This window comes from Micromonospora haikouensis (assembly GCF_000876225.1).
GTDB classification, from domain to species: domain Bacteria; phylum Actinomycetota; class Actinomycetes; order Mycobacteriales; family Micromonosporaceae; genus Micromonospora; species Micromonospora haikouensis.
Map to the genome: position 1 here is coordinate 2245743 of NZ_JXSX01000001.1, position 13743 is coordinate 2259485.

Consider the following 13743-nt stretch of genomic DNA (forward strand, 5'->3'; position numbering starts at 1 on the left):
GCCCCCTACACCGAGGCGGTGGCGAGCTTGACGCTGAAGCCCAGGAAGACCGCCGCCACGCCGGTGGTCGCCCCGGCGGCCAGCCGCCGCCGCTGCCGGAACTGCGCCGCCAGGAATGTGCCCGCGAAGATCAGCGCGGTCAGGTAGAGCGCGCTGGTGACCTGGGCGATCAGCCCGAGCAGCAGGAACGACAGCGCCGGCCAGGCGTACCCGGGGTCGACGAACTGGATGAAGAACGACACGAAGAACAGGATCGCCTTCGGGTTGAGCAGGCTGATCACCAGTGCCCGCCGGAACGGGCTGCGCAGCTCCGCCGGCTCGGCGGCGTCGATCAGGCGCGGCGTGGCGGGGTCGTTGCGGTCCCGCCAGCGCCGCCACGCGCCGCGCAGCATGGTCAGCCCGACCCACCCGAGGTACGCCGCGCCCGCGTACTTCACCACCAGGAACAGCGGCGGGTACGCCTTGAGCAGCGACGCCACCCCGGCGGCGGAGAGCGTCATCAGCGCGGCGTCGCCGAGGAAGACCCCACCGGCGGCCCGGTAGCCGGCGCGTACCCCGCGCTTGGCGGCGGTGGAGAGCACGAAGAGCGAGTTGGGGCCGGGGAGCAGCACGATCGCCACGGTCCCCAGCACGTACGTCCAGATGTCGGTGATGCCCAGCACGCCCGACATCATCGCGCCGGCACCGGGCCGGGGCGAAGCCGTTCCCGCAGCCTGGCCTGTGCGTTCGGCCACTCCTCGTCGGTCAGCGAGTACTGCACGGTGTCCCGCCAGGTGCCGTCGGGGCGCAGCCGGTGCCGGCGCAGCACCCCCTCCCGGGTGGCGCCGAGCCGCTCGATGGCCCGCTGGGAGCGTTCGTTGCGGATGTCGGTGTGCCAGACCACCCGTACCGCGCCCAGCTCCTCGAAGGCGCGGGTGAGCAGCAGCAGCTTCGCCTCGGTGTTGACGCCGGTGCGCCACCAGGGCCGGCCCAGGTAGGTGTAGCCGATGGCGACCGCCCGGCGGTCGGGGTCGACCTCGTAGTACGACGTGCTGCCGACGACCGCCCCGGTGACGGCGCAGCGCTGCACCCACGGCACCCGCTCCCCGCGGTGGTGGGCGTCGAGGGCGGCCCGGATCGTCTCGGCCGTGCCGGCCGGGTCGGCGGGGCGGTGGCTGCCCAGGTGCTGCCACACCTGCGGGTCGGCGGTGGCGGCATGCAGGTCGTCGGCGTGCGCGAGGTCCAGCGGTTCGAGGACGACGTGCGCGCCCCGCAGCGTGGCCGGCTCCAGCCAGGGCGAGCGGTCCGGCCGCAGGTACGCCGGCAGCGGCGCGGTCACCCCCGTGTCGGGCTCGGGCCGCCCGGCGGTCAGCCGCAGCGGCAGCACCCCGGCCCAGTGCGGCAGGTCGTGGTCGCCGGGTTCGTCGCGTACGCCGCCGGTGCGGGCGCGGACGGACACCTCGCGCAGCGGCAGCGCCAGCACGGCGGTCTCGGCGAGTTCGCGGCGGCTGGGCGGGCGGCTGTCGGCGCTGCGCCCGGCGGCGGCCTTCTCCACCAGGGCGGTCAGCACGGCCGACTTCTCCCCGGCGTCGGTGACCAGGTGCGCGGTGCCGTGCGCGACCACCGACCGGTAGTTGGCGCTGTGGTGGAACTGGGAGCGGCCGTAGATCAGCCCGTCGAGCAGGGTGACCGCCACGCAGACGGGCAGGCCGTCGCCCCGGGCGGCGAGCAGCGGCCGGCTGCCGGTGGAGCCGTGCAGGTAGAGCGTGTCGCCGACGCGGACGTGCAGGGTGGGCAGCACCCGGGGCTCGCCGTCGACGGTGAACGCGAGCGCGCAGTGGTACGCCTCGTCGAGCACGGCGTGCGCGGCGGCCCGGTCGTAGCTCATCCGGTCGCGGCTGCGGGTGGCGGTGGTCCGGGGGGTGGGTGGGTACATGCGAGGACCCGCTTTCGTACTAGTACAATCCTCGAATTGTGTCAGCACGCTATCAGGTCACCGGCCGGACGGCCGCCGAGATCTCCGCCAGCATCGAGTCGGGCGTCCGCGTCGGCGACCTGCCCGCCGGGGCCGCCCTGCCCCCGGTGCGGGCCCTCGCCGCCGAGCTGGGCGTCAGCCCGGCCACGGTGGCCCGCGCCTACCAGGACCTGCGCCAGCGCGGCCTGCTCGCCACCGCCGGCCGGCACGGCACCCGGGTCCGCCCCCGCCCGCCGGTCGCCACCCGCCGCGCGCTGCGCCCGAGCACCGCGCCCGGCGTCCGCGACCTGTCCCTCGGCGAGCCCGACACCCGGCTGCTCCCGCCGCTCGGCCCGCACCTGGCCGCGCTCGCCGCCGACTTCGACACCCCCATCGGGTACGCGTCGGCCGGCGTCCTGCCCGAGCTGGCCGACGCGGCCCGGGAGCGGCTCGCCGCCGACGGGGTGCCCGCCGCCGACGTCACGGTCACCGGCGGGGCGCTCGACGGCATCGAACGGCTGCTCGCCGCCCACCTGCGCCCCGGCGACGCGGTCGCCGTCGAGGACCCGGGCTGGGCCAACCTCCTCGACCTCGTCGCCGCCCTGGGGCTGCGCCCGATCGGGGTGCCGGTGGACGACGAGGGCCCGATCGAGGCCGGCGTATGCGCCGCGCTGGCCGCCGGGGCCCGCGCCCTGGTCGTGACCAGCCGGGCGCAGAACCCGACCGGGGCGGCCGTCTCCGCCGACCGGGCCGCCGCGCTGCGCGCCCTCCTCGCCGGCCGCGAGGACCTGCTGCTGATCGAGGACGACCACGCCGCCGAGCTGGCCCGCGTACCGCTGCACCCGCTCGCCGGGGTGACCGGGGCGTGGGCCTTCGTCCGGTCGGTGAGCAAGCCCTACGGGCCCGACCTGCGGCTGGCCGTGCTGGCCGGCGACGAGGCCACCGTCGCCCGGGTCGCCGGCCGGGCCCGCGTCGGCGCCGGTTGGGTCTCCACCGTGCTGCAACGCCTCGTGCTCGCCCTCTGGCGTGACCCGGCCACGGCCGCCCTGGTCGACCGGGCCGGCGCCGACTACGAGCGCCGCCGGGGCGACCTGCTCGCCGCGCTGGCCGCGCGGGGGCTGGCCGGGCACGGCCGCACCGGCATCAACGTCTGGCTCCCGGTGCCCGACGAGACCAGCGCCGTCACCGCCCTGCGCGACGCCGGCTGGGCGGTGGCCCCGGGCGCGCTGTTCCGCATCGCCGCCACCCCCGGCGTGCGCGTCACGGTTGGCCAGCTGGACCCCGCCGACCTCCCGGCCCTGGCCGACGCGATAGCCAGGGCCGTCCACCCCCGCCCCCCGTCGGCCTTCACCGCCTGACGGGCCACCCCCCGGGCGGGGCGCGCCGGGTGGGGGTGCCCGCGTGGGCGCGGCCACGGCGGGTAGAAAGGTCGCCATGACCGACAAGACCGACACCGCCCCCGGTGCGCAGCAGTTCATCCCGCCGCAGGCCGACACCCTCGACGCGCTGCGCGCCGCCGCGGGCGGCTGTCAGGGCTGCGAGCTGCACCGGGACGCCACCCAGACGGTCTTCGGCCGGGGCGGTGCCGACGCCCGGGTGGTGCTGGTCGGCGAGCAGCCGGGCGACATGGAGGACCAGAAGGGGCTGCCGTTCGTCGGCCCGGCCGGTCGGCTGCTGCGCCGGGCGGTCGACGACGCCGGGCTCGACCCGACGGGGCTCTACCTCACCAACGCCGTGAAGCACTTCCGCTTCGAGCTGCGCGGCAAGCGGCGCATCCACCAGACCCCGGACCGGGTGCACGTCACCGCGTGCCGCCCCTGGCTGGTGGCCGAGTTCGCCCGGCTGCGCCCGGAGGTCGTCGTGGTGCTCGGCGCGACCGCCGCCAAGGCGCTGCTCGGCCCGTCGTTCCGGGTCACCCGGCAGCGCGGCACCCTGATGCCCTGGCCGGCGTCGGCCGAGCGGCCGGAGGACTTCGCCCGGGTGCCGGTCGACTCGGCCGGCGGGGTCGCCGACGCACCGGCGGCCCGGCTCCTGGCCACCATCCACCCGTCGGCGGTGCTGCGCGCCGACGACCAGGACACCGCGTACGCCGGACTGGTCGCCGACCTGAAGGTCGCCGCCGCCGCCCTGGCAGCCTGACCCACCAGGGTTCCGATCTTGGACAGTTGTCGTTGCGCCCCTCGGAGTCAACTGTCCAAGGTCCGGGGGGTTGCGTGAGGATGGGGCGAGCCGCACCCCCCGCCGGAGCCCCGGCCGTCACCGAGGAGCCACCGATGGCCACCGACCTCACCGCGCAGGCCCCCGGCCGTGTCGACGTCGCCCCGATCCAGCGCCGCACGCTGCGGCTGCTCGTCGTGACCCAGATCATCGGCGGCATCGGGGTCACCATCGGCATCTCGGTCGGCGCGCTGCTCGCCGCCCGGGTCGCCGGCACGGCGGTCGCCGGCCTGGCGCAGAGTGCCGCCGTGGTCGGCGGCGCGTTGCTCGCCGTCCCGGTCACCCGGATCATGACGGGGCACGGACGCCGGCCGGGGCTGGTCACCGCGTACCTGGTCGGGGCGGCCGGGGGCGTGCTGGTGGTGGTCGCCGCGGCGACCCGCCAGGTGCCGCTGCTCTTCCTCGGCATGCTGCTGTTCGGCGGGGGCTCGGCGGCCAACCTCCAGGCCCGCTACACGGCCGTGGACCTCGCCGAGCCGGCCCGCCGGGGCCGCCAGCTCTCCCTGGTCGTCTGGGCCACCACGATCGGGGCGGTGGCCGCGCCGAACTTCGCCGCGCTGGCCGACCGCACCACCCGGGGGTGGGGGCTGCCGTCGCTGGCCGGCCCGTTCGCGTTCAGCGCGGTGGCGTTCGCCCTCACGGCCGGCGTACTGCTGGTGCTGTTGCGGCCCGACCCGCTGCTGACCGCGCGCCGGCTGGCGGACGCCGAGGCCGCTGCCGACGCCGACGCCGCTCCCGCTGCTGCCGCCGCCGGCAGAGCCGCCGGGCCGGCGGCGGACCGGCGGCGCGGCGCGGGGATGCGGACCGCCTGGCGGGTGGTCCGCGAGCGGCCGGCGGCCCGGCTCGGCATCGCCGCCGTCGCGGTCGGCCACCTCGTGATGGTCGCGGTGATGTCGATGACCCCGGTACGCCTCGGCGAATACCACGACGACTCCGCCGTGCTCGGGGTGGTCGGGGTGGTGCTCAGCCTGCACATCGCCGGCATGTACGCGTTCTCCCCGGTGGTCGGCTGGCTCACCGACCGGCTCGGCCGGCGGCCGGTGATCCTCGGCGGCCTGGCCGTGCTGCTGGTCGCCTGCGCGGTGGCAGGCGCCTCCGGGCACCACACGCCCGGACTCTCGGTCGGCCTGGTCCTGCTCGGGCTGGGCTGGTCGGGGACCATGGTGGCCGGCTCCACCCTGCTGTCGGAGTCGGTGCCGGCCGACGTGCGGCCCAGCGTGCAGGGGCTCTCCGACCTGACGATGGGCCTGGCGGGGGCCGCCGCCGGGGCGCTGAGCGGGTTCGTCATGCAGGTCGCCGGGTATCCGACGCTGACCCTGCTGGCCGCGATCGCGACGGTGCCGCTGCTGGCGCTAGCGTTGCGTGCGGTGCCCGGGCGGGCGCCGGACGAGGAGGACCGACCGTGCGGCTGACCGACTTCTGGGCCCGGCTGGAGGAGGCGTTCGGCCCGGGGTACGCGGCCAGCATCGCCTCGGACCAGGTGCTGTCCCAGCTCGACGGGCGGACCATCGAGCAGGCCCTCCGGTCGGGTGAGCAGGCCCACGTCGTGTGGCGGGCGGTGGTCGCCGCGTACCCCGACCGAGTGCCCGCGCGACTACGCTGAGCAGCCTTTTCTTTCCTCCCGCGTGTCGCTTGCCGAGTCGTACACCTGTTCGGCTATTGTCCACAGCGGGGTGCTCGTCCACAGCTCGCGGCCCGTCGGCTGGTTTTCTGTCGGACCCAGCGCCTAGCGTGTCCGCGTGACGCGAAGCTCAGGAAAGACGCCGGCGAAGGCAGGGGTGGCAACGATGGCGGCAGGTCCTGACCGGGAGAAGGCGCTCGACCTTGCTCTCGCTCAGATCGACAAGCAGTTCGGCAAGGGTTCGGTGATGCGCCTGGGGGAGCGCCCTGTCGTGCAGACCTCGGTCATCCCGACCGGGTCCATCGCCCTCGACGTGGCCCTCGGCGTGGGGGGCCTGCCCCGGGGCCGGGTGGTCGAGATCTACGGCCCGGAATCCAGCGGTAAGACGACGGTGGCCCTGCATGCGGTGGCCAACGCCCAGCGGGCCGGCGGCATCGCCGCGTTCGTCGACGCCGAGCACGCGCTCGACCCGGAATACGCGAAGGCCCTCGGCGTCGACACCGACGCCCTGCTGGTCTCGCAGCCCGACACGGGCGAGCAGGCGCTGGAGATCGCGGACATGCTGGTCCGCTCCGGCGCGATCGACATCATCGTGATCGACTCGGTGGCGGCCCTGGTGCCGCGCGCCGAGATCGAGGGTGAGATGGGCGACAGCCACGTGGGCCTCCAGGCCCGGCTGATGAGCCAGGCGCTGCGGAAGATCACCGGTGTGCTCAACAACACCGGCACCACGGCGATCTTCATCAACCAGCTCCGCGAGAAGATCGGTGTCATGTTCGGCTCGCCCGAGACCACCACCGGTGGCCGGGCGCTGAAGTTCTACGCCTCGGTCCGGCTCGACGTGCGCCGCATCGAGAGCCTGAAGGACGGCACCGATGTGGTCGGCAACCGCACCCGGGTCAAGGTGGTGAAGAACAAGGTCGCCGCGCCGTTCAAGCAGGCCGAGTTCGACATCATGTACGGCAAGGGCATCTCCCGCGAGGGCTCGCTCATCGACGTGGGCGTGGAGCAGGCGATCATCCGCAAGTCCGGCGCCTGGTACACGTACGACGGCGACCAGTTGGGCCAGGGCAAGGAGAAGGCCCGCGAGTTCCTCCGCGAGAACCCGGACGTGGCGGCCGAGATCGAGAAGAAGATCCTGGAGAAGCTCGGCGTCGGGGTCGGCGCGGGCGACGCCGCCGGTGGCCCGGAGCTGCCGCCGGTCGACTTCTGACCGGCCGCTGACCAGTGACAGGACGACGCGCCCGCACGGGGCGGGGCTGGGATGCCAGCCCGCCCCGCGCGGGTGACGCCGACGGTTCGCCCCGTCCCCGGCGCGGCCGGCGCGGCTCCGCCTCCGGCGGGGCGTTCTCCCCGCAGGTCGACGCCGATGCCCCGGGCGACGCCGACGACCGGGGTGCCACCGGGGTGCCGCAGGACGCCGATGCTCCGCGCGGCACGGGGGCCCCGCCACGTGACGAGGCGGAGCTGGCCCGGGAGATCTGCCTGCGTCAGCTCGCCGTGCGTCCGCGCACCCGGGCCGAGTTGGCCTCCGCGCTGGCCAAGCGGGGGATCTCCGAGGAGGTGTCCGCCGGGGTGCTCGACCGGTACGACGAGGTCGGCATCATCGACGACGCCGCGTTCGCCCGCGCCTGGGTGTCCAGCCGGCACGCCGGCCGGGGGCTGGCCCGCCGGGCTCTCGCCAACGAGCTGCGACGGCGGGGCGTGGACGGCGAGGTGGCCAGCGAGGCCCTCGACGAGCTGGATGAGGAGACCGAGGCCGAGACGGCCCGGGCGCTGGTCGACCGGAAGCTGCGTACGGCCCGGGGGGAGCCGGACACCGTCTTCCGTCGCCTCGTCGGCATGCTCGCCCGCAAGGGCTACCCGCCGGGGGTGGCGATCCGGGCGGTGAAGGACGCGCTCGCCGCGCAGAGCGCCGAGGCGGCCGAGTTCGCCGACGGCATCGACGCCGACGCGCTCGCCGACGCGGAGGGCGACCTCACCCCGGACACGCGCCCGTTCGACTGAGCGGCCGGGCCGAGGCGCCCGGTCGGTGGGCGAGCCGCCGCAGCCCGGCCCGGCCGGGTGAGCACGCCGGTGCGGCCCGGCCGAGGGTGCCGACGATTACGGCGGCGCCCGCCGGATCCGGTCTTCTTTGTCCGGTCGTGTCCGGCGTGCCATCAGCGTTGGGTGACTCGTCAACTTCTCTCCGTTCGGGGGGTTTGATCATGAGTCCTTGACCAGACGGCACCCGGAGACCTAGCCTCGCCATACAGGCTCACATTGCCCGACCAAGCGCAAGCAAAGCGCACAACATAGATCGCGTAACAGAACAGCATCACTTTGGCCGGCTCGCCGGCCTGCGGTGTCAGCTCCGGACAGGCCGGTCCGGGGCCGGCACGACAACTGCACCCGGCCGTCGGCGATGCCCCGTGGGCACCGTCGGCGGAAAGCTACCCACGGCCAGTCGCTCAGGTCGGGCGTCTCAGAGCCGCAGCGCACGTGCCCACCCGGCACGCTCACTGCGGCGCCGACGTTCAGGGGAGGCGGCCATGGCGGGGCGGCAGAGGTCCACGGGTGGTCCCGGCGGGACGGCGGTCGGCGACGGCGCACGCCGTGGCGCACGGGCGATGGCCAACAACGGTGCACGGGCGGCCGCCGGCAGCGTTGCGCGACCGGTGGCCGGCAGCGTTACCCGACCGGTGGCCGGCAACGGCGTACGGGCGGCGAAGTCCCGGTCCGGCGCGGGGACGCGGCCGTGAACGCCTTCGACGCCGTCCTCCTCGGGGTGGTGCTGCTGCTCGTCCTGGTCGTGGTCGGCGCGGTGCTGGTGGGCGTGCGGACGATGCGCCGGCTCAGCGCGGCACCCCGCCCGGAGGACCCGGCCTACATCGCCGAGAAGGACCGCCAGGAGCAGTCGCTGGCCGCCCTGCGCACCGCCGCCGACGAGGTGAACAGCACCATCGACGTGGCCAAGTCCGCCGCGTCGGCGGCGCGCGCCGAGGCCGCCGCCGCGAAGGCCGAGGCGAAGGCGGCCCGGGCCGAGGCCCGCCGGGTGCTCGACGACGCCCGGGCGGAGGCCGACACCGTCCTGGAGCGGGCCCACAAGCAGGCCGAGGCCGACGCCGAGCAGTTGCGCACGGCGGCCCGCCGCAGCGGGGAACGCGAGGTCGCGGTGCTCGCCGCGACCACCCGGGAGCAGGCCGCCGAGGTGGAACGGCGGGCCGCCCGGATGGACGAGCGGGAGCGCCTGCACACCGAGGAGGTGGAGCGGCTGGCCGACCGGGAGCGGCAGCTCACCGCCGCCAGCGCCGCCCTCGCCGCCCGCGAGTCCGCGCTGGCCGAGCGCGAGCAGGCCGTCGCCGAGGCGGAGGAGCAGCGCCGCCGCGAGCTGGAGCGCGTCGCGGGGCTCACCGCCGACGCGGCCCGCGCCGAGCTGATCGAGGTGATCGAGACCCAGGCGAAGCGGGAGGCCGCCCTGCTGGTGCGGGACATCGAGTCCGACGCCCGCAACACCGCCGAACAGCGCGCCCGGCACATCGTGGTGGACGCCATCCAGCGGGTGGCCAGCGAGCAGACCGCGGAGAGCGTCGTCAGCGTCCTGCACCTGCCCGGCGACGAGATGAAGGGGCGGATCATCGGCCGGGAGGGGCGCAACATCCGCGCCTTCGAGTCGGTCACCGGGGTCAACCTGATCATCGACGACACCCCGGAGGCCGTGCTGCTGTCCTGCTTCGACCCGGTGCGCCGCGAGGTCGGCCGGTTGACGCTGGAGAAGCTGGTGCTCGACGGCCGGATCCACCCGCACCGGATCGAGGAGGTCTACGACCTGGCCCGGCAGGAGGTGGAGCAGCTCTGCCACCGGGCCGCCGAGGACGCCCTCGTCGAGGTCGGCATCACCGAGATCCACCCCGAGCTGGTGAGCCTGCTCGGGCGGCTGCGCTACCGCACCTCGTACGGGCAGAACGTGCTCAAGCACCTCGTGGAGACCGCGCACATCGCCGGGATCATGGCCGCCGAGCTGCGGCTGGACGTGCCGACCATCAAGCGGTCGGCGTTCCTGCACGACATCGGCAAGGCGCTCACCCACGAGGTGGAGGGCAGCCACGCCATCATCGGCGCCGACCTGGCCCGCAAGTACGGCGAGAGCGAGGACGTCGTCCACGCGATCGAGGCGCACCATAACGAGGTGCCGCCGCAGACCATCGAGGCCGTGCTCACCCAGGCGTCCGACGCCTGCTCCGGCGGGCGGCCGGGGGCGCGGCGGGAGAGCCTTGAGGCGTACGTCAAGCGGCTGGAGCGGATCGAGGAGATCGCGGCCGGGAAGCTCGGCGTGGAGAAGGTCTTCGCCATGCAGGCGGGCCGGGAGATCCGGGTGATGGTCAAGCCCGACGACGTCGACGACATCGGCGCGGCGGTGCTGGCCCGGGACGTGGCCAAGCAGATCGAGGAGGAGCTGACCTACCCGGGGCAGATCCGGGTGACCGTGGTCCGCGAGTCCCGGGTCACCGAGATCGCCCGCTGAGCCGGCGGGCCCTCACGCGCCATGGCGCCGATGTGGCGGTGTCCCACGCTGGGACACCGCCACATCGGCGAAACGGGGGTGAATCAGGGTGGGGTCAGACCATCCGGGCGGCGTCCTCGCCGACGTCCTGGGCCGGCAGCACCTTCGCGGCCGTGCGTGGCATCCGCCCCAGCCGCCGCTGCAGCCACCACGCGAAGATCGACAGCAGCCCGCAGATGGCGATGTAGATCGCCGCGACGATCAGGTACGTCGGCACGTAGGGCAGCCCGAAGGCCAGCCGGCCGCCGATCTGCTTGCCGACGAAGAGCAGCTCCGGGTAGGTGATGATGAACCCGAGCGCGGTGTCCTTGAGCAGCACGACGAGCTGGCTGACGATCGCCGGCAGCATCGAGCGGAACGCCTGGGGCAGCAGGATCAGCCGCAGCACCTGGTTCTTGCGCAGGCCGATCGCGTACGCGCCCTCGGTCTGGCCGTAGGGCACGGCGTTGATGCCGGCCCGGAAGATCTCCGCCAGCACCGAGCCGTTGTAGAGCATCAGGCCGATGACCAGGGCCCACAGCTTGTCGATCGACCAGCCGTACTGCAACGGCACGTAGTAGCCGAAGAAGATCAGGATCAGCAGCGGGATGGCCCGGAACAGCTCGACCACGAAGCTGGCCGGTGCCCGCAGCACCCACTTGTCGCTGAGCCGGGCGCTGGCGAAGACGGCGCCGAACAGCAGGGCCAGCACGGCGGCGATGCCGGCGGCCTTGAGGGTGGCCCACAGCCCGGCGAGGAGTTCGCGCTGCACGGCGGCGTATTCGAACTGCTCCCACTTGCGGGCCTCGAACTGGCCCGTCTCGTAGAACTTCCAGCCGACGTACGCGAGCAGCGCGACGATGCCGGCGATCGAGGCGACGCCGAGGATCGCGTTGCGCCGTCGGGCCTTCGGCCCGGGCAGGTCGTAGAGAACCGAGGCCTGACTCACCGGGCGACCCTCCACTTGCGCTCGAGGAACCGCTGGAGCGCCACCAGCGGCAGGATCAGGATGAGGAAACCGATGGTGATCCAGAGCAGCACGGCGAACTGCGGCTCGCCGCGCTCTGCCATGTAGGCGGGGATCGCGCCGGCCTCCAGCACCGAGAAGCCGGCGGCGATCGTGGTGTTCTTCAGCATCGCGATGAACACGCTCATCATCGGCGGCACCATCGCCCGCAGCGCCTGCGGCAGCACGATCAGGGTCAGCACCTGGGCGAAGCTCATGCCCAACGCGCGGGCGGCCTCGGCCTGCCCGGTGCCGACCGTGTTGACGCCGGAGCGGATGACCTCGCAGACGAACGCGGCGGTGTAGACGGTCAGCGCGATGCAGGCGCTGGGAAAGTAGTCGATGTTCACGTCCAGCTTCGGCACGGCGAAGACCAGGAACGCGAAGACCAGGGTCAGCGGGGTGTTGCGGACGATGTTGACGTACGTCGCGCCGAACGCCCGCAGCGCCGGCACGGGGGAGACCCGCATCGCGCCGAGGAGGGTGCCGAGGACGAGGCTGCCGACCGCGGCGATCAGGAACAGCTGAACGGTGTTGGTGAACCCTTCCCGGTACAGGGTCCAGTTGTCCGTCAGGACACGGAGGAACTCGCCCATGCCTCGCTCTCAGTCCTCGGGCGGGTGCCGGGCGGGAGGGTCCCCGCCCGGCACCGCGTCACGTGGTGAACCGACGGTCAGTAGCGCTCGAGCGCCGGCGGGCTGCCCGCCGAACCCGACTTGCCCAGCGTGCCGTCGTAGATCTTCTGCCAGGTGCCGTCCTTGGCCGCGGCCTCGATCTGGTCGTTGACGTAGTCGCGCAGGGCCTTGTCGTCCTTCGGCAGGCCGATGCCGTACTTCTCCGTGCTGAACGGCTGGCCGACGACCTTGAGCTCGTCGGGGTTCTGCGCGGCGTAGCCCTTGAGGATGGCGTCGTCGGTGGTGACGGCGTCGACCTTCTTGTCGAGCAGCTGCGAGACGCACTCGGAGTAGGTCTTGAACTCGACGATGTTCTCCGGCTCGGTCAGGCCCTCGTCGCGGACCTTCTGGATCGGGGTGGAGCCGGTGGCCGAGCAGACCTTCTTGCCCTTGAGGGTGTCCTTGCCGGTGATCGCCGTCTCGTCCTTGCGCACCAGCAGGTCCTGGCCGGCGACGAAGTACGGGCCGGCGAAGGAGATGTCGTTCTTGCGCTTGTCGGTGATCGAGTAGGTGCCGACGTAGTAGTCGATCTCGCCGCCCTTGATCGCGGTCTCCCGGTTGGCCGACGCGATCTCCTTGTACTCGATCTTGGCCGGGTCCACGCCAAGGGTGCTGGCGATGTACTGGGCGATCTCGATGTCGAAGCCGCACCGCTTGCCCTGGGCGTCCTTGTAGCCGAGGTTCGGCTGGTCGAACTTGACGCCCACGGTGACCTTGCCGGCGGACTTGATCTTGTCGAAGGTGGGGCTGCCCGCGACGGTGGCGTCCGCCTTCGGGGTGAACGTCGCGCCCGAGGTCGTGCAGGTGTCGCCCTGGGCGCCGCCGGAGGCGTTGCCGCCGCCGCTCGGTGCCGGGGTGCCCTCCTTGCCGCAGGCCGCAGCCGACAGGGCGAGCGAGGCCATCATGGCGACTGCCGCCACGCGCTTCATACGCATACTTCTCTCCTTCTTCGACGGAGCCCGCCGGGGGACGACGCGCTCCACGGACGGACGCCTAGTGCGTCAGGATCTTCGACAGGAAGTCCTTGGCGCGCTCGCTGCGCGGGTTGGCGAAGAACTCGGCCGGGGGAGCGTCCTCGACGAGCTGGCCGTCGGCCATGAAGATGACCCGGTTGGCCGCATGCCGGGCGAAGCCCATCTCGTGGGTGACCACCACCATGGTCATGCCGTCGCGGGCCAGGGAGGTCATCACCTCCAGCACCTCGCCGACCATCTCCGGGTCGAGCGCGCTGGTGGGCTCGTCGAACAGCATCGCCTTGGGCTGCATGGCCAGCGCGCGGGCGATCGCCGCCCGCTGCTGCTGGCCGCCGGAGAGCTGGGCAGGATACTTGTCGGCCTGGTTGGCGATGCCGACCCGGTCCAGCAGGGCCAGCCCGCGCTCGCGTGCGGCGGCCGGCTTCTCCTTGCGGACCTTGACGGGGCCGAGCGTGACGTTCTCCAGGATCGTCTTGTGCGCGAAGAGGTTGAACGACTGGAACACCATGCCGACCTCGCTGCGCAGCCGGGCCAGCGCCTTGCCCTCGGCGGGCAGCGGGGTGCCGTCGAAGGTGATCGTGCCGGAGCTGATCGGCTCCAACCGGTTGATCGCCCGGCACAGCGTCGACTTGCCCGAGCCCGACGGTCCGATCACGACGACGACCTCGCCCCGGCCGACCGAGAGCGAGACGTCCTGCAGCACGTGCAGCGGCCCGAAGTGCTTGTTGACCCCGTCCAGCACGATGAGCGGTTCGGCCGTCGTCACGTCGTCCACCGTCCCTGTCGTCACGTACGT

13 protein-coding genes are annotated in these 13743 nt (G+C 73.6%); 7 read left to right on the forward strand and 6 right to left on the reverse strand.

Features of this window, described 5'->3' with window-relative positions; translation table 11 throughout:
* Window positions 1-5: 5 nt before the first annotated feature.
* Window positions 6-674: a leucine efflux protein LeuE gene (gene leuE, locus TK50_RS09855; RefSeq protein ID WP_043962465.1), complete on the reverse strand. Its 669-nt coding sequence runs from the start codon at window positions 672-674 to the stop codon at window positions 6-8.
* The gene (locus TK50_RS09860) at window positions 671-1915 is read right to left on the reverse strand and encodes a bifunctional pyridoxamine 5'-phosphate oxidase family protein/GNAT family N-acetyltransferase (protein WP_043962466.1); all 1245 of its coding nucleotides are present in this window, start codon (window positions 1913-1915) and stop codon (window positions 671-673) included. The genes leuE and TK50_RS09860 overlap by 4 nt, the downstream gene beginning before the upstream one ends.
* Before the next feature lie 38 nt (window positions 1916-1953).
* Between TK50_RS09860 and TK50_RS09865 the strand changes: the two genes are divergently transcribed.
* From TK50_RS09865 to rny, 7 genes are all read left to right on the forward strand, one after another.
* Window positions 1954-3291: an aminotransferase class I/II-fold pyridoxal phosphate-dependent enzyme gene (locus TK50_RS09865; protein ID WP_043962467.1), complete on the forward strand. Its 1338-nt coding sequence runs from the start codon at window positions 1954-1956 to the stop codon at window positions 3289-3291.
* Between the two features lie 76 nt (window positions 3292-3367).
* The gene (locus TK50_RS09870; RefSeq protein WP_043962468.1) at window positions 3368-4072 is read left to right on the forward strand and encodes a UdgX family uracil-DNA binding protein; all 705 of its coding nucleotides are present in this window, start codon (window positions 3368-3370) and stop codon (window positions 4070-4072) included.
* Between the two features lie 134 nt (window positions 4073-4206).
* Window positions 4207-5562: an MFS transporter gene (locus TK50_RS09875; RefSeq protein WP_043962469.1), complete on the forward strand. Its 1356-nt coding sequence runs from the start codon at window positions 4207-4209 to the stop codon at window positions 5560-5562.
* Entirely contained in the window at window positions 5553-5753 is a 201-nt protein-coding gene (locus TK50_RS09880) for a DUF3046 domain-containing protein (protein WP_043962470.1), read from the forward strand. Before TK50_RS09875 ends, TK50_RS09880 begins: the two co-directional genes overlap by 10 nt.
* Window positions 5754-5937: 184 nt before the next feature.
* On the forward strand, window positions 5938-6984 hold the full coding sequence (gene recA, locus TK50_RS09885) for a recombinase RecA (RefSeq protein WP_043962471.1): 1047 nt from the start codon (window positions 5938-5940) through the stop codon (window positions 6982-6984).
* Between the two features lie 14 nt (window positions 6985-6998).
* Window positions 6999-7778, forward strand: a complete 780-nt coding sequence (locus tag TK50_RS09890; protein WP_043962472.1) for a regulatory protein RecX — start codon at window positions 6999-7001, stop codon at window positions 7776-7778.
* Between the two features lie 730 nt (window positions 7779-8508).
* A complete protein-coding gene (gene rny / locus TK50_RS09895) occupies window positions 8509-10275 on the forward strand; it encodes a ribonuclease Y (protein ID WP_043962473.1) in 1767 nt (588 codons plus the stop codon).
* 94 nt (window positions 10276-10369) lie between these two features.
* Here rny and TK50_RS09900 read toward each other — a convergent pair whose 3' ends face one another.
* From TK50_RS09900 to TK50_RS09915, 4 genes are all read right to left on the reverse strand, one after another.
* Window positions 10370-11242, reverse strand: a complete 873-nt coding sequence (locus tag TK50_RS09900) for an amino acid ABC transporter permease (RefSeq protein WP_043964200.1) — start codon at window positions 11240-11242, stop codon at window positions 10370-10372.
* Window positions 11239-11895, reverse strand: a complete 657-nt coding sequence (locus TK50_RS09905) for an amino acid ABC transporter permease (protein WP_043962474.1) — start codon at window positions 11893-11895, stop codon at window positions 11239-11241. Before TK50_RS09905 ends, TK50_RS09900 begins: the two co-directional genes overlap by 4 nt.
* Window positions 11896-11972: 77 nt before the next feature.
* Window positions 11973-12908 (reverse strand): glutamate ABC transporter substrate-binding protein, encoded by a 936-nt coding sequence (locus TK50_RS09910; RefSeq protein ID WP_043962475.1) that lies wholly within the window; start codon window positions 12906-12908, stop codon window positions 11973-11975.
* A 58-nt stretch (window positions 12909-12966) separates the two neighbouring features.
* On the reverse strand, window positions 12967-13722 hold the full coding sequence (locus TK50_RS09915) for an amino acid ABC transporter ATP-binding protein (RefSeq protein WP_043962476.1): 756 nt from the start codon (window positions 13720-13722) through the stop codon (window positions 12967-12969).
* Between the last annotated feature and the right edge of the window lie 21 nt (window positions 13723-13743).